This window comes from Paenibacillus glycanilyticus (genome assembly GCF_051200795.1).
In the GTDB taxonomy this organism is placed as follows: Bacteria; Bacillota; Bacilli; order Paenibacillales; family Paenibacillaceae; genus Pristimantibacillus; species Pristimantibacillus glycanilyticus.
Genome location: NZ_CP195155.1, coordinates 4,043,955 through 4,067,824, shown reverse-complemented (window position 1 = coordinate 4,067,824; position 23,870 = coordinate 4,043,955). Strand labels below are relative to the sequence as shown.

Annotated in this window: 24 protein-coding genes; 17 read left to right on the top strand and 7 right to left on the bottom strand. The window is 50.4% G+C overall.

What is annotated here, in order from left to right:
- The first annotated feature begins 31 nt into the window (after positions 1-31).
- Positions 32-562 carry a protease gene (locus ACR9FF_RS18595; protein ID WP_435163622.1) on the top strand — a complete coding sequence of 177 codons (531 nt, stop codon included), beginning with the start codon at positions 32-34 and terminating at the stop codon, positions 560-562.
- Positions 563-590: 28 nt separating this feature from the next.
- Positions 591-2,126 (top strand): flotillin family protein, encoded by a 1,536-nt coding sequence (locus ACR9FF_RS18590; protein WP_317978504.1) that lies wholly within the window; start codon positions 591-593, stop codon positions 2,124-2,126.
- A 74-nt stretch (positions 2,127-2,200) separates the two neighbouring features.
- Here ACR9FF_RS18590 and ACR9FF_RS18585 read toward each other — a convergent pair whose 3' ends face one another.
- Both ACR9FF_RS18585 and rpsD read right to left on the bottom strand, forming a co-directional pair.
- Entirely contained in the window at positions 2,201-2,974 is a 774-nt protein-coding gene (locus tag ACR9FF_RS18585) for a class I SAM-dependent methyltransferase (RefSeq protein WP_435163620.1), read from the bottom strand.
- 154 nt (positions 2,975-3,128) lie between these two features.
- Positions 3,129-3,728, bottom strand: coding sequence for a 30S ribosomal protein S4 (rpsD, locus tag ACR9FF_RS18580; protein WP_127493491.1), 600 nt, complete (start codon positions 3,726-3,728; stop codon positions 3,129-3,131).
- Between the two features lie 363 nt (positions 3,729-4,091).
- Here rpsD and ACR9FF_RS18575 point away from each other — a divergent pair, with 363 nt between their 5' ends.
- The 5 genes from ACR9FF_RS18575 (at position 4,092) to ACR9FF_RS18555 (ending at position 8,833) form a co-directional block, all read left to right on the top strand.
- Positions 4,092-6,044, top strand: coding sequence for a diguanylate cyclase (locus ACR9FF_RS18575; RefSeq protein ID WP_435163617.1), 1,953 nt, complete (start codon positions 4,092-4,094; stop codon positions 6,042-6,044).
- 121 nt (positions 6,045-6,165) lie between these two features.
- Positions 6,166-6,870, top strand: coding sequence for a hypothetical protein (locus ACR9FF_RS18570; protein WP_435163615.1), 705 nt, complete (start codon positions 6,166-6,168; stop codon positions 6,868-6,870).
- A gap of 76 nt (positions 6,871-6,946) precedes the next feature.
- A complete protein-coding gene (locus ACR9FF_RS18565; protein ID WP_201001176.1) occupies positions 6,947-8,062 on the top strand; it encodes an aminopeptidase in 1,116 nt (371 codons plus the stop codon).
- A gap of 101 nt (positions 8,063-8,163) precedes the next feature.
- A complete protein-coding gene (locus tag ACR9FF_RS18560) occupies positions 8,164-8,406 on the top strand; it encodes an HPr family phosphocarrier protein (RefSeq protein ID WP_127493482.1) in 243 nt (80 codons plus the stop codon).
- Between the two features lie 139 nt (positions 8,407-8,545).
- Positions 8,546-8,833 carry a YlaN family protein gene (locus ACR9FF_RS18555; protein ID WP_127493480.1) on the top strand — a complete coding sequence of 96 codons (288 nt, stop codon included), beginning with the start codon at positions 8,546-8,548 and terminating at the stop codon, positions 8,831-8,833.
- 33 nt (positions 8,834-8,866) lie between these two features.
- On the opposite strand, the gene cax is transcribed toward ACR9FF_RS18555, so the two are convergent.
- Positions 8,867-9,925 (bottom strand): calcium/proton exchanger, encoded by a 1,059-nt coding sequence (cax, locus tag ACR9FF_RS18550; protein ID WP_127493478.1) that lies wholly within the window; start codon positions 9,923-9,925, stop codon positions 8,867-8,869.
- 184 nt (positions 9,926-10,109) lie between these two features.
- On the opposite strand from cax, the gene ACR9FF_RS18545 reads away from it, so the two are divergent.
- Entirely contained in the window at positions 10,110-10,493 is a 384-nt protein-coding gene (locus ACR9FF_RS18545; protein ID WP_317978508.1) for an Asp23/Gls24 family envelope stress response protein, read from the top strand.
- Positions 10,494-10,555: 62 nt separating this feature from the next.
- Here the strand turns inward: ACR9FF_RS18545 and ftsW are convergent, their stop codons facing one another.
- Both ftsW and ACR9FF_RS18535 read right to left on the bottom strand, forming a co-directional pair.
- Positions 10,556-11,731: a putative lipid II flippase FtsW gene (gene ftsW, locus ACR9FF_RS18540; RefSeq protein WP_201001173.1), complete on the bottom strand. Its 1,176-nt coding sequence runs from the start codon at positions 11,729-11,731 to the stop codon at positions 10,556-10,558.
- Between the two features lie 3 nt (positions 11,732-11,734).
- Entirely contained in the window at positions 11,735-12,079 is a 345-nt protein-coding gene (locus ACR9FF_RS18535; RefSeq protein ID WP_201001172.1) for a YugN family protein, read from the bottom strand.
- A 266-nt stretch (positions 12,080-12,345) separates the two neighbouring features.
- Here ACR9FF_RS18535 and ACR9FF_RS18530 point away from each other — a divergent pair, with 266 nt between their 5' ends.
- From ACR9FF_RS18530 to ACR9FF_RS18490, 9 genes are all read left to right on the top strand, one after another.
- The gene (locus ACR9FF_RS18530; RefSeq protein WP_435163611.1) at positions 12,346-13,527 is read left to right on the top strand and encodes a M20 metallopeptidase family protein; all 1,182 of its coding nucleotides are present in this window, start codon (positions 12,346-12,348) and stop codon (positions 13,525-13,527) included.
- A 58-nt stretch (positions 13,528-13,585) separates the two neighbouring features.
- Positions 13,586-14,008, top strand: coding sequence for a CBS domain-containing protein (locus tag ACR9FF_RS18525; protein ID WP_201001170.1), 423 nt, complete (start codon positions 13,586-13,588; stop codon positions 14,006-14,008).
- A gap of 125 nt (positions 14,009-14,133) precedes the next feature.
- The gene (locus ACR9FF_RS18520) at positions 14,134-15,801 is read left to right on the top strand and encodes a DNA repair helicase XPB (RefSeq protein WP_435163608.1); all 1,668 of its coding nucleotides are present in this window, start codon (positions 14,134-14,136) and stop codon (positions 15,799-15,801) included.
- 14 nt (positions 15,802-15,815) lie between these two features.
- The gene (locus ACR9FF_RS18515) at positions 15,816-17,582 is read left to right on the top strand and encodes a helicase-associated domain-containing protein (protein ID WP_435163606.1); all 1,767 of its coding nucleotides are present in this window, start codon (positions 15,816-15,818) and stop codon (positions 17,580-17,582) included.
- 73 nt (positions 17,583-17,655) lie between these two features.
- Positions 17,656-18,132, top strand: coding sequence for a YlbF family regulator (locus ACR9FF_RS18510; protein ID WP_127493466.1), 477 nt, complete (start codon positions 17,656-17,658; stop codon positions 18,130-18,132).
- Positions 18,133-18,169: 37 nt separating this feature from the next.
- Positions 18,170-18,433, top strand: a complete 264-nt coding sequence (locus tag ACR9FF_RS18505) for a YlbG family protein (protein ID WP_201002296.1) — start codon at positions 18,170-18,172, stop codon at positions 18,431-18,433.
- A gap of 263 nt (positions 18,434-18,696) precedes the next feature.
- On the top strand, positions 18,697-19,134 hold the full coding sequence (locus ACR9FF_RS18500) for a hypothetical protein (protein ID WP_127493463.1): 438 nt from the start codon (positions 18,697-18,699) through the stop codon (positions 19,132-19,134).
- A 100-nt stretch (positions 19,135-19,234) separates the two neighbouring features.
- Entirely contained in the window at positions 19,235-20,146 is a 912-nt protein-coding gene (locus tag ACR9FF_RS18495; RefSeq protein WP_127493461.1) for a selenium metabolism-associated LysR family transcriptional regulator, read from the top strand.
- Complete coding sequence (locus ACR9FF_RS18490; RefSeq protein ID WP_435163603.1) at positions 20,137-20,997, top strand: PHP domain-containing protein; 861 nt, start codon at positions 20,137-20,139, stop codon at positions 20,995-20,997. Before ACR9FF_RS18495 ends, ACR9FF_RS18490 begins: the two co-directional genes overlap by 10 nt.
- Before the next feature lie 65 nt (positions 20,998-21,062).
- Here the strand turns inward: ACR9FF_RS18490 and ACR9FF_RS18485 are convergent, their stop codons facing one another.
- The gene (locus ACR9FF_RS18485) at positions 21,063-21,647 is read right to left on the bottom strand and encodes a C40 family peptidase (RefSeq protein ID WP_201001161.1); all 585 of its coding nucleotides are present in this window, start codon (positions 21,645-21,647) and stop codon (positions 21,063-21,065) included.
- Positions 21,648-22,084: 437 nt separating this feature from the next.
- Entirely contained in the window at positions 22,085-23,824 is a 1,740-nt protein-coding gene (locus ACR9FF_RS18480; protein WP_435163601.1) for an Rqc2 family fibronectin-binding protein, read from the bottom strand.
- Between the last annotated feature and the right edge of the window lie 46 nt (positions 23,825-23,870).

The window sequence follows — 23,870 nt, the reverse complement described above, 5'->3', positions numbered from 1 at the left end:
AGCATATGGTTGCTGTGAGAGGAGGAGGAAGTTGGAGGCGGTATTTTGGGGATGTCTCATTGGCGGAGCTTTATATGCCATCATTAGCGCTCTGCTTGGGGATTTGATCGGTCACGCGCTAGGCGGCATTCTTGATTTTTTGTCGCTGGACGGTCATCCATGGCTTAATCCGACAACCTTGGTTGGCGGAATTACCGCATTTGGCGGTGCAGGGCTGCTGCTTGCGCATTACACGGCGCTTGGGCTCGCAGCCGTATTTATTCTTGCTCTTGCGGGAGGCGTGGTTATTGGCGGCAGCGGCTATTTCCTGTATGTAAAGCCGATGAGCGAAAGCGAAAATTCGATTGCGCTCTCGGAAAAGGACCTAAGCGGCAAGATCGCCGAAGTGATTACGGCCATCCCATCCAAGGGCTACGGCGAAGTGCTTGTCAAAGCTGGCGCGGGATATACCAACCAGATTGCCGCCAGCTTCGACGGTGATGACATACCAGGCGGTTCCCGGGTTGTTGTTGTGGAAGTAAAAGATAATACGTTGTACGTCTCCAAGCTTGACCCCTACTAAAAAGTGCTAGACTGAGAGGAGAAAGTTCATGCCAGAGTATCTTATTATTCCTTCAATTGTAGTTGCCGTATTTGTTATCCTCGGTATTGCCTTTTGGGCGCGCTACCGTACCGTAAGCCCAGACGAAGCGATGATCGTAACGGGTTCCTTCTTGGGAAGCCGCAACGTAAGCGCGGATGAAACCGGCCGTAAAATTAAAATCGTCCGCGGCGGAGGCGCCTTTATCCTTCCGATCTTCCAGAAGGCAGAGTTTCTGTCGCTGCTCTCCCACAAGCTGGACGTCTCTACTCCGGAAGTATACACGGAACAAGGCGTACCTGTAATGGCGGATGGTGTCGCGATTATCAAAATCGGCGGTATCGTTGAGGATGTGGCGACGGCAGCCGAGCAGTTCATGGGCAAGCCAACCGAAGCTTTGAAGAGCGAGGCGCAAGAGGTGCTGGAAGGTCATCTCCGGGCTATTCTCGGTACGATGACGGTAGAAGAGGTTTACCGGAACCGCGATAAATTCGCGCAAGAGGTGCAGGGCGTCGCAGCCAAGGATTTGAAAAAGATGGGCCTGCAGATCGTTTCCTTCACGATCAAGGATTTGCGGGATAAGCATGGATATCTCGATGCCCTTGGTAAACCGCGTATCGCTGCCGTAAAACGCGATGCGGATATCGCGGAAGCGGAGGCGGTGAGAGACTCCAGGATTAAGAAGGCGATTGCCGAGGAAGAAGGACAAAAGGCCGAGCTTCTGCGCGATACTAATATCGCCGAAGCTGCCAAAGAGAAAGAACTGAAGGTGGCTTCATTCAAACGCGAGCAGGATATGGCGAAAGCGGAAGCGGATCAAGCTTATTCGATTCAGGAAGCGCGCGCGAAGCAGAGCGTGGTAGAAGAGCAGATGAAGGTTGAGCTCGTCCGGAAGGAACGCGAGATTGACCTGGAAGCGAAAGAAATTTTGCGCCGCGAGAAGCAGTATGATGCGGAAGTGAAGAAAAAAGCCGAAGCCGACCGTTATGCGGTCGAACAAGCGGCCGAAGCGGATAAAACCAAAAAGCTCCGCGAAGCGGATGCGGTGCAATACCGCATCGAATCGGAAGCGAAGGCGCTTGCCGAGCAGAAGCGTCTGGACGGTCTTGCGATCGCCGACGCGGAACGCGCGAAAGGTACGGCCGAAGCCGAGGTTATCCGTCTTCGCGGTCTTGCCGAGGCGGAAGCGAAGGAAAAGCTTGCACAAGCGTTCGAAAGCTTTGGCGAAGCTGCGGTTCTCGATATCATCGTAAAAATGCTGCCTGAGCTTGCGGGCAAAGTGGCAGAGCCGATTAAAGGCATCGACAAGCTGACGGTTGTAGATACCGGTCATGGCGAAGGGGCTGCCCGCTTAAGCAATTACGTAACCGGCTTAATGGCGACAGCACCGGAGATGCTGAAAAACGTATCCGGAATTGATGTCAACTCCCTGATGAAAAACTTAACGTCCCGGGTATCCGGTACACTAGCTCAGCCTGTGGCAGCTGCTGCCGAGGCGCCTGTGCAAATCCCGCAGCCTGCCGAGCCTGTGGAGAAAAAAGCATAACGAAACCTAAAAATCCCGGAGAGGACAATTAGAGCCTCTCCGGGATTTCTTTTGCCGTTATAGAATAGGTTTTCCTATAATTTCACGGCAGATATACGGATACGTCTGTAATCAGCTTGATAAACGCCACTGACGACCTGCAGCTTCTGTTTGGCTGCCTCGTATACCTCTTGCTTGGCAGACTCTCTATCGGCGTTATCGAGGCCTTTGAAGAAAGCATCCCCGAATCCGTCCAGCCAATGCATTACCCCTTTTTCTCCTTCAGGCAAAGGAGTAGGGCGGTCGAAATGCTCGGCAATTGTTACCTCGAATCCATTTTGTTCGAGCAGGCTTGCATATTCGCCAATCGAAGGGAAATACCAAGGGTTCCGTTCAGCCGGATCTATCCCGTATCGCGGCATCACCTCGTAAAAGGCCTGGACAAAAACATCTACATTGCCCTTGCCGCCAAATTCGGCAACAAACCTTCCTCCGCCCCTTAAGGAATCCCGAACGGATTCGATAACACCGCGGGCATTTGTCATCCAGTGCAGAGCCGCGTTCGAGAAAACGGCATCAAACGGAGCCTCGAAGCGGAATTGCTCACCGTCTCCAACGATGAAGGTAATATCCGGATATTTGCTTCTTGCGGATGCAATCATGGCTTCCGACTGATCCATTCCGGTTACCTTCACGCCCGATCCGGCGATTTCAACGGCGAGATCGCCTGTACCGCAGCCCAGATCCAGAATATGTTCTCCTGGCTGCGGATCCAGCCAATCCAGAATGCCTTTGCCGAGCTTTGATACAAACCCGAGCTGCGTATCGTACGTCCCGGGATTCCATGCCTGCGTGCCTTGATTGATCATGTTTCATCGCCTCCGATAGGTTATACTTTAGTTTTACCTCCTTTAGCCATATAAGTGAAATATATAATATCTATTCTCTTTATAGGTTTAACCTATGAAGTAAACGGTAAAAACCCCGGAGAGCATAAGCTCCCGGGGTTTCCGAGTCAAGCGATTAACGGCTGTAGAACTCGACGATTTGTTTTTCGTCGATCTCTTGGGAAAGCTCAGCGCGTTCTGGAAGACGAACGTATTTGCCTTCAACAGCTGTATCGTTGAATTCCAGGTAGTTCGGCAGGTGATGACGGCCTTCGATCGCTTCTTTGATCGATTTCAGACCACGGCTGCGCTCGCGCAGACCGATTACGTCGCCAGTCGATACTGTGAAGGAAGCGATGTCGACTTTTTTGCCGTTAACCGTTACGTGACCGTGGGATACCAACTGACGTGCGCCTGCACGGGAGTTAGCGAAACCAAGACGGAACACGAGGTTGTCCAGGCGGCTTTCGAGAAGGACCATGAAGTTTTCACCGGAGATACCTTTCAGTTTAGCCGCTTTGTCGAACAAGTTGCGGAATTGCTTCTCGTTCAAGCCGTACATGTGACGCAGTTTTTGTTTTTCTTGCAATTGAACGCCATAACCGCTAAGCTTTTTGCGTTGGTTAGGACCGTGTTGGCCTGGAGGGAATGGACGTTTCAATTCTTTGCCAGTACCGCTCAAGGAAATACCAAGACGGCGGCTTAATTTAAATTTAGGACCTGTATAACGGGACATGAGTTGTGTAACTCCTTCAAAATTGTATTTTTGAGGATGGGGTTGTGTTTCGCCGAATACGCTCTATGCTCGAAATCTTCGAAGCCTGATAAACAGTTCAGCCGCTGGTATATCAGCGAACGTATTTCTGAGGGTGACACAAAACCGTACGCCCATGCATTCATTTATAGATAATATATGAAATTGCTTGCCTTTGTCAAGGCGCCAGCACTTCCCATCAACGGCAGCGGACGCGGTTCAAAAGACCTAAAAGATGGAATTTTGAGTAGTGCAAAATTCTCAAAAATAAAGTATATTATAAATTGAAATAATAGCTTGATAGACTCGTCTCCTTTATATAGAGGGAAGGGCTGGGTGTTGCCGATGGCGGATTTATATAATAATCCACAGGCGTTAGATGAAACTGCCGCGGCAGCTCATCGGATTGAAGAGGATATGCGAACAATATGGTTTGAGAATGAAGATATTCAAGCTGCGGATGAACCGTACTTGCTGCCGTTGCTGCAGGAGAGCTTTGCTTGCTGGCGCAAGGATTCCGATGAGCAAGCGATGCCGGTAGGCGGGCAGTTCGTATTGTTAGATTTGAACAGCAATGTGATTGGTTCCGCGGGAACCATGGAGATATATCGTCAGGCGGAGGCAATTGCCGCCGCGCGGCAGGCTGCTGCCGATTCCATGACATCATCAGAATCTGCGACAGAAGATGAGCGGAAGTTGGAGGCCGTGGCCGTTCCCGTACTCACTCGATCGGATCGTCGTCCTTTTTGCGTCTTGGTTTATGTAACAGATTTTCTTGACGGAGCTCAGGCCAAGTCCATCGCGCAGCTTAGCGCGCTTCATTTCCGGACATGCTTTTACCGCAGGTTTGAGCAGCTCTACATCAAAGATCTGCTATTGCAGCAAAAGCGGACGGACAAGGAAGCGAGCAGGCGCGATGCCTTGTTTTTGGCGGCCAAAAGGCTGTATGACCAATTCGACGTCACTTCGGTATTGTCCGAAATGTTAAGCAGTTTGGAGCAGTTATATCCGAATTCAATTGCGCAATTGTATTTATCGCAGGATCATGTCAACGGGGATTCCCGAGTCAAACCCCTTGTATTTAAAAATGCGGCGCATGACCTGGTAGCCAAGTCGTTTCTGGAAGGCAAGCTCGTGACCGAGCAGGACCGGGATGGGACTAAACGTCTTGCGGTACCCATGACGGGCAAGCAGGCTGCTTACGGCGTTTTATGCTTGACGGTTAACGCGAGCAGCTGGGATGATGCGGACCTGCCGGCTTTTGTTTTGCTGGCCGATACGGCCGGCACAGCGTTTGAGAACGCGAAGCTATACGAGCAGTCGAACCTTCTTATTAATGAATTAAGATTGATTAACGAGCTTACGAAGAGGCTGAACCAATCGCTGAAGCTGAAGGAAATTTTCAAATTTGCTTCATCAGAGCTTCTAAGCGTCTTTGACGCCGATTATTGCTGCGTTCTTCAGCTTAACAAAGAGAAAAATCAGTTTGTCGTTATGGCGAGCAATATCCCTGCCATGTCTAGCGAGCATTTCTCTCCCGAATACGGGTTCTGCGGCATCGTGCATCGGACGAAAGAGCCGCTTATCATTTCGGATTATTGGCACACGAGAGTCGTCAATTCCAAGCTTATGGACAATACGGGAGCACGCTCGCTAATTGCTACGCCGATTCTTGTCGATTCGGAAGTTGTCGGCGTTATAATGGTTGCCCATAAAAGCGCGAATTTCTTTTCCTATGACAATTACAAGCTTCTGCAGGTCATGTCGACGCATATAGGGCTGGCCATTACGAATGCATCGCTTCATGCCGAAGTCCGGAGAATGGTGATTACGGATAATTTGACGGGCCTGCACGCCCGCCATTATCTCAATGAGCAGATTCAAAGCCGTCAGAGGAAAGATCCGCTCGGTGCATTGATCCTCGTCGATATCGACCATTTCAAGCAAATCAACGACACGTTCGGCCATCAGGTTGGCGATCAGATTCTGGTACAGGTAAGCAGCATCATCCGCAGCTCGATCCGGCAGGGCGACATTGCCGCAAGATGGGGCGGGGAGGAATTGGCGGTTTATTTGCCGGGTATCCGTTCGGAACAGGCTTACAGAATTGCGGAACGGATCCGAACCCATGTGGAAGCAGAAACTCAGCCGGTTGTGACGGTATCCTGCGGTGTCTCCGAATGGACGTTTGAGAACGAGAAAATCAGCGTGGAATCCCTATTCTACAGAGCGGATATGGCGCTTTATGAAGCAAAAAACAATGGCAGGAACCGGATTTATATCGGACAAGCCAACTGATTGTTACGAAGGACACCTCCAGAGGTGTCCTTTTCTTTTTGGAAACGATCCGAATAAGGCGCTGTCCGTTCAGGGGACGATAAGGTTATATGGAACGATTGAATGAAAGGTGTTGTGTTAATTGAAGCTCCTAAAACATACGTTTATTAGCACGCTGCTTGCAGCGTTTGTACTAGCATTGACCGGATGCTCAACCTCAAGCCGTCCGCCCGAGGAATGGTTAAACATGTCGATTGCCGGTCTTGCGGGCAAGGATCAGTATGCCTTCTCCGGCCAGACAACCATCTACTCGGCGGAAGGATGGGCTTACGCGCCCCGGACCTTTCAAGGACATATCGAAGAGCATACCAAGCTGCATGCTCAAGGCGATGACGGCGAGGATCTGGAGTGGAGCCCGATTGAGGTTCTGAACAAAGTGAAAAACGCCCATAAGAAAGTAGACTTTGTCGACGCGGCCACAACAGCCAACCAAGTTGCCTTGCATATCGAGCTGAACGATCAGGATGCCAACAAGCTCTGGAAAGAGCAGCTTCAGGATGAGATGAACGCGCTGGCTGCCAAGGAACCGCTGGAAGAAGGGCAGTATAAACAAGCCTGGCTGAAAGAATTTAACGAATCCCGAAAGCAGATGGACAAAATGTTGAAATCCCTTCAGGTAAAAGCTCAATACACGGTGTTGATCGACAGAAATAGTCTTGTACCGACTAAGTTGGAGGAGCATTCCGTTCTTCATTATTCGCTCTCCGGACAAGACAAACAGGAAAAGCGCGATACCAGCGTTACCTTTAGTCCCTTTAACGGAACAGGAACAGGAACTGTTCAATAAGCAAGCAACATGCTAATATGTTCGAAGGCTGTTTTTCACAAAACAGTGCTCATAAGTAATGGAGGTTTGAATAAAGATGCGTGATGCAAGATTACAAAAGCTGGCGGCCAACCTTGCCGGCTACTCGATTAATGTACAGCCCGGCGACAACGTACTGATCGATTTGATTGGCCTTGAGCTGGAGCTGGGCAAATGCCTTATCGAAGAAGTAACAAAGCGTGGCGGAAGACCGTTTGTGGAGCTGAGCGACCGCTCTGTCCTGCGGACGATGCTGACGCATGCAACCAAGGAGCAAATCGAGCTTTGGGCGAAGCATGACCTTGAGCGCATGGAGCAAATGCAAGGCTATATCGGCGTGCGGTCGGGCTCGAACGTAAATGAATTGTCTGATGTGCCAAAGGAAAAAATGCGTCTATACGAGCAATTATACACACATCCCGTACATATGGAGGAGCGCGTTAAGCGGACGAAGTGGGTTGTTCTCCGTTACCCGACTCCATCGATGGCGCAGCTGGCTAACATGAGCACGGAAGCGTTTGAGGATTTCTATTTTGATGTATGCAACCTGGATTACGCGAAAATGGACCGCGCGCAGGATCCGCTTCAGGCATTGATGTCCCGTACGGACAAAGTGCGGATCGTTTCGCCGGGTACGGACTTAACGTTCTCCATCAAAGATATCGGCGCGAAAAAATGCTCCGGCCAGCGGAATATTCCTGACGGCGAGGTATTCTCCGCGCCTGTCCGGGATTCAGTTAACGGCGTAATTACGTACAATTCGCCAAGCGTCTATTCCGGAACAACGTTCCAGAATATCTCGTTTACGTTCGAGAATGGCAAGATTGTTAACGCAACCAGCAATGATACGAAGAAGTTGAACGAGATTCTGGACAGCGACGAAGGCGCGCGTTACATCGGCGAATTCGCAATCGGCTTTAATCCGTATATTTTGCATCCGATGAACGATATTTTGTTCGACGAAAAGATTGCGGGAAGCCTTCACTTTACGCCGGGTCAAGCGTATGAGGAGACCGATAATGGCAACCGTTCTTCCATTCATTGGGATTTAGTATTGATTCAACGTCCGGAATACGGCGGTGGAGAAATTTATTTCGATGATGTATTAATCCGAAAAGACGGCGTTTTCGTACTGCCGGAGCTGGAAGGACTAAATTCCGAAAATTTGAAATAAATGAAAATGAAGCGTTTTTGAACTTTTCTCTTGATGGATGTTATATTTCGGGTTATCATGATGTCAAGGAAAGCTTTACTAATTAACTGGAGGGATTCCCCATGTCCAACAATGCAGCTATCGTAGAAATTTCTCAAGCGGCTAGCCAATTCCGCTCTTCAATCGTTCTGCAAGCCGACAACAAATATATCGATGTTAAGAGCATTCTTGGACTGTTTACGACGTTGGTAGGCGGCCACGCTTACGAACTTCATGTTCATGGTCCTGATGCGGAAGAAGCGAAAGCAAAAATGGCAGAAATTTTTGCAAAACATAACTTGAATGTAACGGTAATTAGCGAATAGGACCGGAAAGGTCGCAAACAAAGCGTTTCTTCTTCTGAAAAGAAGAAGCGCTTTTTTGTTTTGTCCTTGTGTATTGGCTCTTTTTCGTCTAATATAAAAGATATAGACGACGGCGGGTACACGCACAGGGGGGAAAACGATGTCTTCACCGGAAGTCACGGTTCAATTGCATGAGAAAGCGCTTCGTCTCCTAACGGAAGATGCGAGTAAAATAGAAAAACTTATCGAAGTTCAGATGGAGAACTTGACGACCCGTCAATGTCCGCTGTACGAGGAAGTTTTGGACACGCAAATGTATGGATTCTCGCGGGAGATTGACTTTGCTGTGCGCGCGGGATTGATAGCCGAGCAGAGCGGAAAAGAAATGTTAAGCCGATTGGAGCGCAACTTGGCCCAGTTGTATGAAGCGTTAAATAATAAAGAGTAGACTCCATTTGGAGCCTACTCTTTTTTTGTTTTCTTAAACTAGATAGAAGGCAACGCCCAATATGACATAAACCATAAGCAGCAGGAACCCTTCATACCAGTTGGTCGTACCGTCTCGGGAAACAGACTTCGCTATAAAGACGGAAACACCGATGGCGGTTAATTCGATTGGTGTGAAGATAATATCCATTGTATTGCCCATAAAGGCACTAACCAGAATCAGCACCGGAGCTACAAACAACGCAATCTGCAAGCTGCTGCCGATGGCGATTTCGACTGCTGCGCCGATTTTGTTCTTAAGTGCCAGCATAACCGCTGCGCTATGTTCGGCTGCATTACCGATGATTGCGATAACGAACGCACCGACAAACAGCTGGGACAGGCCAAATTTCTCGGTAAAGCTGTCGAGTGTGTGCACGAGCCATTCGCTGACGAAAGCGACCATAACCGTCGCTACAACCAGCATAATAACGGATACGCCTTTCGACCACATCGGCTCCTCGCCATGATCGGCATTCATCACGTTATCCGCGAGAACGTCTTTATGGGTAATCATCGAGAACACAAGCCACAGCAGGTAAGAAACGATCAGAATGCAGGCAACCGTGATGCTGAGGAAATGGTCCTTGTTAAGCGTGAAATGCTCCGCGCCAACAAAGACAGCCGGTACAAACAAACCGATAACAGCCATAATCATCAGCGTTGCGTTATGCTCGGCCAATTGATTATTGAAAAATTGCTGTTTGAATTTAATGCCGCCGGCAAGGAGACTAAGTCCAAGAACGAGCAGCAGGTTGCCGATGATGGAACCGGTAATACTCGCTTTAACGGTATCGAACAAGCCTTCTTTAACGAGGAAGATCGCAATGATCAGCTCTGCCGCGTTACCAAACGTGGCATTTAGAAACCCGCCAAGCCTTTGTCCGGCGTAATGCGCAACACTTTCCGTCGCTTTGCCGAGAAAGCCCGCCACAAACACGACGGCGATAGCGGAAATGATAAATTGAAGCGTCATGTCCCAATGGGCGAAATGCCCGATTGCGCTCAGGAGGAACATGACAATTAATCCGCCGAAAAACAGTTTCTGTCTCACCAAATCCACCTCTTCAATTATGTAAGTCTAAAAAACATTATTAATCATAACGAAAAAAGGCAACCATGTAAACTTTTCCAAAAAAATATGCTATAGGGCCTAATATAGATCTACTTCCTTCCTTGCTTCAAATTGAGCCATCCATTACAATGATGGTATATGGCAAATTGAGGAGTGGAATAACATGAACGAGGACCTTCAAACAGGCATTATCCGTATTTCAGACGATGTAGTGGCAACGATTGCAGGACTCGCTGCGCTTGAGACTCCAGGCATTGCCGGAATGTCAGGCGGGATCTCCGAAGGACTGGCGAAGCGCCTTAGCGGTAAAAACGTGCAAAAAGGTGTATCCGTCGAAGTAGGTCAGCTGGAAGCGGCAATCGATCTTCGCGTTATCGTTCATTACGGCATTCCGATTCAGGAAGTCTGCAGACAGCTGCAGCTGAATGTAAGAGAATCGGTTGAGAATATGACCGGTCTTAATGTGGTTGAAGTTAATGTGAAAGTTGAAGGAGTTGCCTTCAAAGAAGACGAAACGCCGGAAGAACCGCAGCAACGCTTGAAATAGTATGCGGAACTTACATAAAAAAGGCTGAACCGTTACTTTAACGGGTTCAGCCTTTTTTTAGGTTAGTGATGATGACGTTTCGCTCGCTCCGGCTTGTCCTGCTTGTTGGCCTCCCGCGAGATGCTGAGAAGCACTCCGATACACATCAGACAGACTAACAGGGAGGAACCCCCGTAGCTGACGAAGGGGAGCGTCACCCCGGTCAGCGGGATCGCGCCGGTTACGCCGCCGACATTAACGAAGGCCTGAATGCCGAACAAACCAACGATTCCTACTCCTACAATGGTTCCGTAGTGATCGGGGCAGCGAAGAGCAACGATAAGCGCCCGCCAGAGAAAAAGCAAGTAAAACAAGAGGAACAGGCTTGCGCCGATAAACCCCAGCTCCTCGGCAATGACGGAAAAGATAAAGTCATTATAAGGGTAGTCCAGGTAATGCAGCTTTTGCACGCTTTCCCCGAAGCCAGCTCCCGTCAAACCTCCGTGTCCAAGCGCCTGCAAGGAGGATACCAGTTGAAACCCCGAGCCCTGCTGATCCGCCAGCGGATCGGAATAGGCCGTAAACCGGGCAACCCGGTAAGCCCAACCATCTGGATTGGTAGCCATGCCGATTGCTGCGAAAAGGATAGCGAAGATACCGATTACGCCGCCTGAAACAGCAACCTGCTTGAGATTGGCGCCGCCTGCAATGATCATTATCCCCGCACAAGAAGCAAGAACGAGACAGGAACCCAAATCCGGCTGCATCATAATAAGGAAGCAAATAAATCCTACAATGATTAGTACCGGAAGCAGGCCTTTTTTAAAGTCCCGGAACTTTTCGCCCTTCTTGGTAATAAGAGCCCCTATATAGAGGATCATGGCAAGCTTGGCCATCTCCGTCGGCTGGATTCCCATGGTTCCGATTCGGAACCAGCTGCTTGCACCGTTCAGCGAGCCAATGGTTGGTACAATCATCAGCATGACTATGACCGGAATGAATAGGAAGATAAATCCCTTTTTAAAAATCTGGTAACGGAGATTCATCAGGAAAAGCATGGCAAAGATGCCTAGAACCGCCCAAATGAGCTGCCGCTTAGTAAAATATAACGCATCATTGTGGAATTTCGACGAAGTCAGCGTAATGTTCGAGCTTGCGCTGAACACCATGACAAGGCCGAATCCAACCAGCAGCAGCGTTAAAATAAGGAGCAGAAAGTCCGGTCTGCCACGACTGCCATTCTGCTGTGTCTTCTTCATAGATTAGGCAAGCAGCTGTTTCAGCTTTTCGAGGCGTTGATTCGCAATCGTCATGATCGGCTGCGGAACCGGAGATTCGTATTCAAGACCATGAGGGAATGTAGCTTTTCCGATATATACATGTTCAATTGCAAGCACGGCATTAGGATTTTCGAGCTTGCCTTCTACGGCGCGAGTGTTGACGCGCAGGAAGTATTCCGAATTTGTCGCTTGATCTTCAAGCTTCAGATCGTATGTAGCGCGATAGTATTCCCACTGCCAACGTACAAAGCCAAGCTGCTCGGCAGACTCGTCCAGATGAGCCAGATCGCTTTGAAGGCCGTTAAGACCCGAGTTTTCAATAATCATCGTTATTTCCTCCTATAGTTGCTTGTGGAATGTAAGGTTTATGCTGGTAAAGCCCGTTTTGCACAATGTGCAAAACTTTATTTGTACATCTTTTCCCATGATAGTATGTTTCCCCAGTCAGCGCAAGACTTACTCTCCGCTATAGTCATGCTTTCTCTTTGCCGCATCGCGCCGTTCTGTTAGAATAGATGGAAATAAGTTTTGCTTCATAACGAGTGTGAACGGCTATGCGTTTACATTCAACAAACGTTTAGGAGGTGTGTCCAATGAAGACTAGTAGCTATATAAAAGAGCAGCTGCAGCGTCTTTATCCGGAAATGGTCCGGTGGCGCAGACATCTCCATCAGAATCCGGAGCTGTCTTTTCAAGAGGTACATACATCCCGGTGGATTGCAGAGCAATTAAAGGCCTTTGGCTGCGAGGTGCGCGAAGGCGTTGGCGGGCATGGCCTGCTGGTTACGATAAAAGGGGAGCTGCCCGGTCCGGTTATCGCGCTGCGCGCCGATATTGACGCGCTTCCGATTCAGGATGAGAAGGAATGCGAATACCGGTCCAAGGTTCCCGGCGTGATGCATGCCTGCGGGCATGACGGGCATACGTCGGCATTGCTTGCCGTAGCGAATTACTACCAACAGCATAAGGCGGAGCTGGCAGGCGAGCGCCGGTTGATTTTCCAGCCTGCTGAGGAGCAGACACCAGGCGGCGCGATCCGCATGATTGAAGACGGGGCCTTGGACGGCGTAGACGCCATATACGGGGTGCACTTGTGGTCGCCGATTCCGTATGGACAGACTGCAACCAAACCGGGTCCTTTTATGGCAGCGGCAGACGAGTTCACTTTAGAGATTGTAGGCCTTGGCGGACATGGCGGCATGCCTCACAAGACGATCGATACCATCGTAATCGGTTCGGCTCTCGTGCAGGCGGTTCAATCCATAGTTGGCCGCAACGTTGATCCTTTGAAGCCTGCGGTCGTTACAATCGGCTCCTTTCAGGCCGGAACAACCAATAATGTCATTGCGGAGCGCTGCGCGATGAAAGGGACGGTCCGCACATTCGACGAGGAATCCCGAAAGCTTACGCATGAAAGGCTTGAGCAATTGATTAACCATACCTGCAGCATGTATGGAGCGAAATACGACTACCATATGCGTATCGGGTATCCGCCCGTCGTCAACGACGAGGAGGAAGCGGGACGTTTCTTCCGGGTGTCAGGCGAACTGTTTGGCGCCGAGAATACCCTTCGTTCGGAAGCGATGATGGTCGCGGAGGATTTCTCGTATTATCTGGAGAAGGTACCGGGATGCTTTATGTTTGTTGGGGCGGGGAACGAGGAGACGGGAGTCGTATACGCCCATCATCATCCTCGCTTTGATATCGATGAGCGTGCCATGGTACATTCCGCCCAGCTGCTTATTCAAATGGCGGAAGATTTTGCGGCAGGATGACATCGCTTTTGGCTGGATATCCTAATGGATGATAATCCAATTAGGAGGTTTGTCCGCCTTGCATAAAACGATCAAAGAGGTTATGTCGTCGCCGTGTATTACAGCAACATTACAGGATAACGTATATGAGCTTGCCGTCTTAATGAAGAAGCATGATATCGGATTTATACCTATAGTAGAAGGCTCAAAGCTGATTGGCGCCGTAACGGACCGGGATCTTGTCGTACGCGGTTACGCGGATAAGCATTCCGGCTCCACAGCCGTCGAGAAAGTCATGACAACCGATTTGCTGACCATTGCGCCGGACACAACCATGGATGAAGCGGCAGATCTGATGGCCAAGCATAAAATACGCCGTCTTCCTGTCGTAGAAAACGGTGAATTGGTTGGCGTTGTCGCAATTGGCGATCTGGCTGTCCGGGATGCCTTCATTCATGAGGCAGGCGCGGCCCTTAACGAAATATCGGAGCATGTGCATTAGATGAAATAACGGGATTCTTCCGGGGCGGAACGCCTTTGAGGAATCCCGTTTTTCGTATAAAATTGTGGATAATTTTGCATACTGTGAGGTGAATGCTTACCGCTATGAACAATGGGGGAGATCTTATGTTGGAACGTCAGGACGGACCGTTAATTATTCAGTCGGATATGACGGTGCTGCTCGATTACGAGCATCCTTTATCGGAGGAAGCGCGCAGGATGCTGATCTTGTTCGCGGAGCTCGTGAAGCGTCCGGGAAATTGGCATACATATAAAATGTCCTCTTTATCCTTGTGGAATGCGGCTTCTGCCGGCATGGACGCGGCAACGGTTATCGAATCGCTAAGAAAATATGCCAGATACGGCCTGCCCGGAGTATTGGAGACGAATATCCGCACACTAATGGAGCGGTACGGCAAGCTTCGGCTGGAATTAAGCGGGCACTGTCTCGTGTTATACGGGGACGATTCTTTGCTGGATGAGATCGCGGGGCATCCGATCATTCTGGAATGCTTGATGGAACGCGGGACCGGCGGTTCCTGGGAAGTAAATCCGGAGTACAGGGGCCAGCTTAAACAGGAATTAATCCGGCTTGGGTTCCCCGTAATCGATTTGGCCGGCTACCATACGGGTGAAGCTTTATCCGTATCGCTTAGACCGTTAACGCTGAGCGGCAGATCCTTCGAGCTTAGGGACTATCAGCGGCAGGCAGTTGATCTTTTTTATAAAGAAGGGACGATTCAAGGGGGAAGCGGCGTTATCGTTCTGCCGTGCGGAGCGGGTAAAACCATTGTTGGAATCGCGGCATTGGCAAGGCTGAACAGCGCTACGCTTATTCTGACCTCCAACGCAACCAGCGTACAGCAATGGAAGGAAGAACTGCTGGACAAGACAACCCTTCAGCCGGCGGAGGTCGGAGAATATACGGGCTCCTCTAAGGAGGTCCGCCCCGTAACGATTGCAACGTATCAAATTCTGACTCACCGGAAGTCGAAAAAAGATCCGTTCCGTCACATGAAGCTGTTCTCCGAACGCGACTGGGGGCTCATTATATACGACGAGGTGCATTTATTGCCTGCACCGGTATTCCGCATGACGGCCGATATCCAGGCGACAAGAAGGCTTGGATTGACGGCAACGTTGGTCCGGGAAGACGGCTGCGAAGAGGATGTATTTTCTCTGATTGGGCCAAAGCAGTTCGAGCTGCAATGGAAAACGGTCGAAGCGGAGGGTCATATCGCCTCGGTTAAATGCACGGAAATCCGCGTGCCGATGGATCAAGGCATATCCGAGCTGTACCATTCGGCCGAGAAGCGCTCGCGGCTGCGTCTCGCAGCGGAGAATCCCGGCAAGGTACCGGTTGTCCGCCAGCTCCTGGAGCGTCACGAGGGGACGCCAACTCTCATCATCGGGCAGTATCTCGATCAGCTTCATTCTATTGCGGAATCATTAGAGGTGCCGGTCATTACGGGAGAATTGCCGCAAAATGAACGCCAAAGCCTGTACGAACAGTTTAAGTCGGGAGTTGTGCCCGTTCTTGCGGTATCCAAGGTGGCGAATTTTGCGGTTGACCTTCCCGATGCGGCCGTCGCCATTCAAATTTCCGGGAGCTACGGCTCAAGGCAGGAGGAAGCGCAGCGGATCGGCCGCATTTTGCGTCCGAAGGAAGGCCGGAATGAAGCCTGGTTCTATACCATTGTGACCGATGACACCAGCGAAACGGAATACGCCGCAAGGCGCCAGATGTTCCTGCTTGAGCAAGGCTACCAATACGAGCTTGAAAAACATCAGTAGGGAGGTTATTCTTCATGTTTGTACAACAGTGGTCGGAGAAACTGACAAGCCCCGTGAAGCAGCAATATATGATGTCTCCCTTATGGACTGGTGCATCGGAGCGCGGTTTGCATTGGGAGGAAGCCGTCATCGACCGGCTTTCCATCGAAGAAGCGGTGGACCGGATGGACGAAGCAACCACCGCCGTCCTGCGGGCATTTTATAATTGCTTTGGAGCCGGTCCCGTTTCGGAGGAGCGGCTTTTTTCGTTGCGGGAGCGGTTCTCGGGTGCCGAGTTCCGTTACGGAATGATCCAGCTGCAAAATGCGGGAATTATTTTCGCGCTCCGTCAAGGCTGGGGGGAGCGGCTGTATGCGATGCCAAGCGATTGTTTTATGCAGTGGCATCCCTATTTGTTTCCGCTTGCTCCACTGCCCGCAGCGAATAGATCAAGCGAAATCTGGGAGCAGCGGCAGGAGGAAACAGCCCTTAAACCGCTTGGGAGACAGCTGCTGGCGGTTTGGGCGGAGCTGGCCCGAAGCGGTTTAGGTTTGACGTCAAAGGGAATTCTGCCGAAGAAAACAATCGCGAGACTTACGCTGGCCGTTTCCATTACGGATGAGGATCTTCTTCAGGCCGGCTGGCAGCAGGAGGATACGGATACTTATAATCCTGCCGTAAATTTTGTGCTGAAGCTTACCGGGCAATTAGGCCTGTTGGCAGCTGAAGAAAAGCAGCTAAAGTGGCAGGAAGACACGCTGGCTGCTTGGTTCTCGGAGGAGGAGCTTAAGCGGGAGGTTTTATTATTTCACTGGTGCCTGGATGAGCTTCTGAAGAAAAAGCCTGCGATGTGGCATGTCATGGCGTTGTTGATCCGGCTTGAACCGGGGGCCTGGTATTCGGAAGCGGCTATTGCAGCCCAGCTCCCGCTGCTTGATATAAAAGGCATGGAGTGGGAAGAGAGCCGAAGTGCCTGTTTGAATCTGCTGCGCGGCTTCGGATGGATGGAATTCGCACGTGCCGGAGACCAGAGGATGCTCCGGTGGCAGATGATGCCGTCCTCCCTCGATTACGGGCAGCGTCCGCAGGCAAGGTATGAGCCCATTATGATAGAACCTAACGGCGATTTGCTTGTTCCTCCAGGCTGTTCTTACAGGGTCAGGTGGGAGCTGGAGCTTGTGGCGGATAGGAAGAGCGACGAACTGCTGTCCGTATGGCAATTAACTCGAAGCTCAATAGAACGGGCAATGACTCACGGACGGAGTTTAGCTTCGGTTATAAACTTTTTGCAATCGGCATCAGGAGGAATCCCTATCCCGCCATTGCTCGAAACCAGCTTGGCGGATTGGGGAAAACAAACGGCAGCGGTTGTTAAGCAGCCGTCAGACGCGTATCCCGAATTGCCGCTTGAACCCCGATCGGAAGAAAGCGGGGTCGCGCTCCGTTCTTCCGGTCGTGCATTTGCGGGATGCGAGCTTATGAATCATGAGGATTTCAGAATAGAACGGTTTCTTCCCGAGCTTGAACGGGTACCTATAAACTGGATGCGGCAGTTGAGATCTTATCATCACTCCACGTGCCTGGAAATTCTGGAGAGGGCTTTGAGCTGGCAGGCTCCGGTCCAATTAAGGATGAACGAAAGCGTTGTGGCTTTTGTGCCAGCCAGACTGGAGAGAAGCGGAAGCAACTGGACCGTCACCGGCTTGCTGCGCGAAGCCGAGACGCACCGCGAAGTATGCTTGTCTCCGGAAATGTGGGAAGGGATGAAGCTGGTTGCGCCGGGAGTGAGTGGATTTGTGTAAAATTGTATCTATTCATTGAATGATTATGATATGATAGATTTCAAGCAAGTGTAAAAGAAAAGAGGGTGAACAAATGCCAACAACCACAGTTCTGCCCTACGATGGTGCAAGCGGCGTTTCTTCGCTGGATATGGCGTCGCTGTTGATGTGCGCTTACGAGCTGGGCGACTTTATTAACCAATCGGCCGAGGTAGCCGATTATCTATATTGGAAAGAAGCTGTACAGAAGGATGAGCAGGTGAAGGTGCTGACCAAGCAATTCGCCAAAGCGAAAGAGCTGTTCTCGGAATGCGAGCGGTTCGGCAGATTTCATCCGGATTATCACGCAGCCAAGGATAAAGTGAAGGAAATCGAGCGGGAGCTGGACCAGATTGAAGCGGTGAAACGGTTCAAGACGGCTGAGCAGCTCGTAGATACGATGCTGTATGACGTATCCCGCATGATCGCCGAATCGGTATCCGATACGATTAAGGTGCCGAGCAATGAAGGGAAAACGGGCGGCTGCGGTGGCGGCGGCTCCTGCAGCTGCGGAAGCGGCGGCTGCGGATAAGCCTTTGCTTGATTCGACTCGACGGAGGGAATGGATGTTGTTACCGGAACGGACAGGTTATATCATATGGGTGAGCGATCTGAAAGCGGCCAGAACGCTGGAGAAGTACGGAACCGTTCATTATATGTCGCGCAAGATGCATTATGTCGTGATCTATATGAACGCAGAGCGCGCGGAGGAAGCGGCAAAGACAATAAGCCGTCTGCCGTTCGTGCGCAAGGTTGAACGATCTTACCGCAACGAATTAAAGACAGAATATACAAAAGATGCCGAGGATAAGACCAGATTCTACAGCATGTAGAACTTGAATTTCATAAGCCATAAACATTTATGAAATTCAAGTATGGAAGTTAATAATAATTAAATAAAATTGCGGGAAGATCGCTGGTACACAGAGAGACCAATGTACGGCGATCTTCTTTCTTTTATTAAGTTTTACAAATAATTACATTTATGGGCTGAGTTTATTTTATTGTTGAAATCTCGGACAATCATGGTTAAAATATCCTTATACATAAAAGTGGTAAAAAAGACCTGGTTCCTAAGACGGAGGTGTGGTGAACGATGAAGGACAAAACGACTAGAAGATGGAGCACTTATGAGACTTTTTATATCGAATTGGGCGATAAGAAAGTGGCGGACATCGTTATTACTAACCATGCCAGGAGCCGGTGGGTGGATCGGGTTGAAAGTGAGAAGACGGGCTACGAGGATATTGCCGAATTCTTATGGGAATGCCTGAAGCAAGGACGAGTTGAGCCTTATTACCGGAATGAAGAGGATGTTTACCTGATTGACGACGATCTGGTGTTTGTTGCTGAATTTGCCCCATCGGAAACGGACATTGATCTGCTTGGCAACCCGCTTCACAAGATGATTGTAGTCACCTTTTTGGGACGCATGTCGGAGACGATCGAATTGCGGGATTTGAAATCATACTATTCATGGCTTCGTCACTCCAGAAGAATGACCTTGGTGAAAAACAGCCGAAAAAGGAAATAATCGAAGAAACGCCGGGCGCAGCATCCAATCGAAGGGTGCTGCGCTTTTTTGCGCGCATTTGTAGTATAATAACCGCTAAGAAGAGAGGATGGTCGGACAGATGGCGCTTAATTTTCATCAATTGCACATTTTTTATACGGTAGCGGAACGGGGCAGCTTCTCTGCTGCCGCCCAGTCGCTGCATATGACTCAGCCGGCCGTGACGATGCAGGTGCAGTCGCTGGAGGACTATTTCGGGACAAAGCTGCTGCAGCGGTCTACCAAGCGAATCGACTTGACGGAAGCGGGGAAAGCGCTGATGCCTTACGCCCGGAGAAGCATCGAGCTGATCCGCGATACGGATCAAGCGATGTCGGCGTTTACCAAGCAGCTCAAGGGACGACTCCAGCTTGGCGCCAGCCTCACGATTGGAGAATACATTTTGCCGCGCCTGCTTGGTCCGTTCGGGCAGACGTTTCCGGAAATATCGATCAGCATGAAGGTGATGAATACCGCTCAAATCATTGAAGAGATTATCCATCATCAATTGACCTTTGGATTGATCGAAGCCCCGGTCAATCACCCGGATATGCAGATGGAGGCCGTCATGAGCGACGAGCTCAAGCTGATTGTTCCGAAAGATCATCCGCTGTCTAAGCGGCAGACGGTTCTGCTTGACGAAGTGGCCGATTATCCGTTTGTGGTGCGTGAGCAAGGCTCCGGTACACGGTTAGTCATGGAGGACCAGCTTAAACGGAAAAAAATCGATCCGGCGGATCTGAAGATTGTGATGGAACTGGGCAGTACGGGAGCAGTGAAGTCGGCGGTAGAAGCCGGTCTCGGCGTCTCGTTTGTCTCCGAATCTTCGGTAAAGCACGAGGTGGCGCTTGGGCTTTTGCATGTGGTTCCGATTGAAGATACCCGGTTCAAACGGCAGTTCTACTCGATTTATTTGAAGTCGACTCTTCTGCCGATATCGGCAGTTACGTTCCTCACTTTTTTAAGAGAGAAGGATTTGCAGCAATGGTTGTAGGAAAAGCGGACTTGCACAATCACACGACCGCCTCTGACGGAACGATGGCCCCTGCGGCCGTTGTTGCCCGCGCGAAGGCGGCGGGGCTGGCGGCTGTTGCGATCACCGATCACGATACGATGGCAGGAGTTGAGGAAGCGCTCGAGGAAGGGCGGAAGCTCGAGATTGCCGTCGTGCCCGGCGTTGAACTGAGCACGGTTGCCGACGGTCGCGATATTCATATGCTCGCTTATTATCCGGACTGGCATAATGCTCTCTGGCAGGAGCGGCTTGCCGGGCTTCGGGCAACGCGCGGCACGCGGAATGAGATGATTATAGAGAGGTTAGTCCAGCTCGGGATTCCGGTTACGATGAGAGAAGTCGAGCAAATTGCTGCCGAGCAGGCGTTGGCCGGAAGCGATAAAGGCAAAGGGAAAACGATTGGCCGTCCGCATATTGCGGAGCTTTTGATCCGAAAAGGTGCGGTTGCCACGATGGCAGAGGCATTTGACCGGTATCTGGGGGAAGACGGCACCGCATACGTGAATCCTCCGCGTATTCATCCGTTTGAAGCAATCGAATGGATACGCGAAGCGGGAGGGACAAGCGTAATCGCGCATCCTGGCTTGTATGGCAGGGATGATCTGGTCGAGCAGCTGATCGGGAAGGGCGTTCAGGGAATCGAAGTGTACCATTCCGACCATGGGCCGGAGGAAGAACGGCGTTACGCGGAGCTGGCGAGGAAACACGGGCTTATTATAACCGGCGGCTCGGATTTCCACGGGGAGCGTCAAGGCGAGGTGTTCCATGGCGAGATCGGCAGCAGAACCGTTGACGCCGCGGTGCTGGAACAGCTTCGCAAGAATAGATAGCTTTTCAAGAAAAATAGCGGTGCAAGGGAGAGATCCCTTCACCGCTATTTTTTATGTTTTTGCCGTTAGTTAACGATTCTCTTAGCATAGACCAGCGAAGACGCAAACCATGTGCCTTCCATTGGCTCGTAAGTGACTTTGGCGCGTCCGCCGCCGGCTTGGAGGATGTAATGCTTGCCGTTAACCACGCCCGCATAAATGCCGACATGGCCGCCGCCGCCGCTTGTTGAGCGGTTTAAAGATCCGTCGCCACGGTCAGCCGAGTTTTTAAAGAACAGCAGGTCTCCGACCTTCAGGTTCTTGTATTTATTTTTGGAATCAATGATAACTTGCTTGCCGATGCTGCTGCTGTAACGCTGCGAGCGAGAAGAGCTGGAAAACTTGATTCCGAGCGTGCTGCTGTATACCCAGGAAGTAAAGTTGGAGCAGTCAAAACCGTAACCGGGTTTCTGCACGCCGCTGCGCCATTTCACGCCAAGCTGGGTTTTGCCTTTCGTAATCAGTTTGCTAAGCTGCGTGCTTTGGGTAGAGGTTGCTGCTGCCGCTTTAGGAGTGGTTACTCCAAGCGCGGGGGCTTGTACGGCACCGGTTAAAGCGATAACGCCTGCCAAAGTGATAATCCCTTTTTTGAAAATCGTTTTTTTAGTCATGTATGTATCCTCCTAATGGTTTTTTTGTGCAAGAAAGCGTGTAGTCTGCCAGCACAAGTTTTGTTTGGCACTTTTAATACTAATGACTCTTTAAGGGGGTAGTCAGCTAATAAAAGTTACCAATTCCATTGAAAAGAACTAAAATAAATATTCTTTTATAAACCCTTATTTCACCTTTAAAACAAAAATTGCTAATATGTATAATTATAATTGCAATAATAGAAAGAAAAACAATAATAAACATTCATCTTTCATCTGTATTTATATATTTAAGTATGATTAGGTAATTTAAGGTTTCCCGATTCAAAGGATTGGGCCATTATTCCAGAGAAGGTTAGCGAAGGGTTTAAGGCTCGTTAAAGTTTTCTAATTTAGGATAGATCGAGCAAAAAACGAAAAAGCAGCCCGCCTCGGATGGAGGACGGACTGCTTTTTGCTTAATTCACGCTGCGCGATGGCATGGCTTTGATCCGCTGCTCATCGGGAGTAATAAACAGGGTCTTCTGATGGTCATAGATGACAAAACCCGGTTTCGAGCCGCTTGGCTTGCGGACATGGCGGATAAACGTGTAATCCACGGGGATCAGGCTGGATTCCCTCGCTTGACTGTAATACCCGGATAACATAGCTGCTTCCTCCAGGGTGGCATCCCCAAAGTCGCCTCCGCGGATGACCACATGGGACCCCGGAATATCCTTCGTATGCAGCCATACATCCGAAGGGGAAGCGAGCCGATTCGTTAAGTATTCGTTCTGCGTATTGTTCTTGCCGACATAGATGCTTACGCCTTCGGAGGAAGTGTAGCAAATCAAGGTCGGACGCGCCGGCTTTTTCCGTTTCGGTCCGCGCTTCTCTCTGCTGCGAAGATAACCTTGCTCGACCAGCTCATCCCTGATCTCTTCGATATCGGCGAGCGAAGCATTATCCAATTGCTGCAGCAGCGTTTCCATATAGGATATCTCGCCTTGGGCGATCGCCATTTGCTCTTCAACGACGGCTATGCTGTTCTTCTGCTTCGTATATTTGCGGAAATACCGCTGCGCGTTGTCCGACGGCGTAAGCTGCGGATCCAGCTCAATCGTGACCGTTGCCTGCTCTTCGTCATAGAAGTTGATGAGCTCGACGGATGTGTCCCCGCGGTTGATCTGATGCATGTAGGCAGTGAGCAGCTCGCCTAACACGCGGTATTTATCGGCATCCTGTGCTTCCTCGACCGTTTCCTTCAGCTTTTCTATCTTCTTCTCGTTCTTGACCTTCTCGTTCTGGACGAACCGGATGAGGTCCAAAGCCCGCTGCTTGACCGTATCCCGTTCCGCTTTATCGCCATAGAAGGCTTCGAGGCATTCGCTGATTGTAGCAAAAAGCTCGGAAGAGCCCTGCACATGGGTCAGCGGAGTTATGGAGAAGTAGGATTTGCCATTGGCATCCACGGCTATGGTTGGCGCGTAGACATGTGCCCGGACATCGCTCATAAGCGCCTGGAAGCTGTTCCATAGGCTGCTGCTTCCGTTCTCCGCGCGGAATACGATCTCTTTGGCGAGCAGAGGACTTAGTCCGCTAAACGCCTGAACAAGCTGCCGCTGGGGCGGCAGGCTTTCATTGCCGTCATCCGCATGCTGCCCGAATGCGGCCAGAAAATCCTGTTCGCTTGCAATCGCAAGGGGATCGGTCTTTCCTTGATCGGGCGGGGCGGTATATTTGCTGCCGGGCATAACAATCCGGAATGTACTGATGGCAGGCGTCACGTGATGGATGCCGTCATGAATCGTCCCGGTTGCGGGATCCAGCAAAATAATGTTGCTGTGCCGTCCCATTATTTCTATAACGATTGTCTTGAGCGAAACATCGCCAAGCTCATCGCGGTGCCGGACGTCGATATGGATAATCCGTTCGCGTCCGATTTGTTTGACTGCTTCAATGGTTGCGCCTTCGCAATATTTGCGCATCAGCATGCAGAACATCGGTGCTTCCAGCGGGTTAACGTACGAAGCATTCGTCCAGTGAACGCGCGGATACGTTGGATTGGCGGACAAGAGCAGCTTGCCCTGCGCGCCTGCGCCGCGGATGCTGAATACGAGATCATTGTCCGTCGGCTGGTGAATTTTATGAATGCGGGCGCCTATGCAGCGCTGAAGCTCTTCAACTACTGCGTGAATAACAATGCCGTCTAAGGCCATGAGGGTTTAAGTCTCCTTTATCAATGTCTTTCTCTATCATGCCATA

Coding starts and splice junctions, on each gene's coding strand:
- ACR9FF_RS18590 (WP_317978504.1), top strand. CDS start 591: ATGCCAGAGTATCTTATTATTCCTTCAATTGTAGTTGCCGTATTTGTT.
- ACR9FF_RS18585 (WP_435163620.1), bottom strand. CDS start 2,974: ATGATCAATCAAGGCACGCAGGCATGGAATCCCGGGACGTACGATACG.
- rpsD (WP_127493491.1), bottom strand. CDS start 3,728: ATGTCCCGTTATACAGGTCCTAAATTTAAATTAAGCCGCCGTCTTGGT.
- ACR9FF_RS18575 (WP_435163617.1), top strand. CDS start 4,092: ATGGCGGATTTATATAATAATCCACAGGCGTTAGATGAAACTGCCGCG.
- ACR9FF_RS18565 (WP_201001176.1), top strand. CDS start 6,947: ATGCGTGATGCAAGATTACAAAAGCTGGCGGCCAACCTTGCCGGCTAC.
- ACR9FF_RS18560 (WP_127493482.1), top strand. CDS start 8,164: ATGTCCAACAATGCAGCTATCGTAGAAATTTCTCAAGCGGCTAGCCAA.
- ACR9FF_RS18555 (WP_127493480.1), top strand. CDS start 8,546: ATGTCTTCACCGGAAGTCACGGTTCAATTGCATGAGAAAGCGCTTCGT.
- ACR9FF_RS18545 (WP_317978508.1), top strand. CDS start 10,110: ATGAACGAGGACCTTCAAACAGGCATTATCCGTATTTCAGACGATGTA.
- ftsW (WP_201001173.1), bottom strand. CDS start 11,731: ATGAAGAAGACACAGCAGAATGGCAGTCGTGGCAGACCGGACTTTCTG.
- ACR9FF_RS18535 (WP_201001172.1), bottom strand. CDS start 12,079: ATGATTATTGAAAACTCGGGTCTTAACGGCCTTCAAAGCGATCTGGCT.
- ACR9FF_RS18530 (WP_435163611.1), top strand. CDS start 12,346: ATGAAGACTAGTAGCTATATAAAAGAGCAGCTGCAGCGTCTTTATCCG.
- ACR9FF_RS18520 (WP_435163608.1), top strand. CDS start 14,134: ATGTTGGAACGTCAGGACGGACCGTTAATTATTCAGTCGGATATGACG.
- ACR9FF_RS18515 (WP_435163606.1), top strand. CDS start 15,816: ATGTTTGTACAACAGTGGTCGGAGAAACTGACAAGCCCCGTGAAGCAG.
- ACR9FF_RS18510 (WP_127493466.1), top strand. CDS start 17,656: ATGCCAACAACCACAGTTCTGCCCTACGATGGTGCAAGCGGCGTTTCT.
- ACR9FF_RS18500 (WP_127493463.1), top strand. CDS start 18,697: ATGAAGGACAAAACGACTAGAAGATGGAGCACTTATGAGACTTTTTAT.
- ACR9FF_RS18495 (WP_127493461.1), top strand. CDS start 19,235: ATGGCGCTTAATTTTCATCAATTGCACATTTTTTATACGGTAGCGGAA.
- ACR9FF_RS18490 (WP_435163603.1), top strand. CDS start 20,137: ATGGTTGTAGGAAAAGCGGACTTGCACAATCACACGACCGCCTCTGAC.
- ACR9FF_RS18485 (WP_201001161.1), bottom strand. CDS start 21,647: ATGACTAAAAAAACGATTTTCAAAAAAGGGATTATCACTTTGGCAGGC.
- ACR9FF_RS18480 (WP_435163601.1), bottom strand. CDS start 23,824: ATGGCCTTAGACGGCATTGTTATTCACGCAGTAGTTGAAGAGCTTCAG.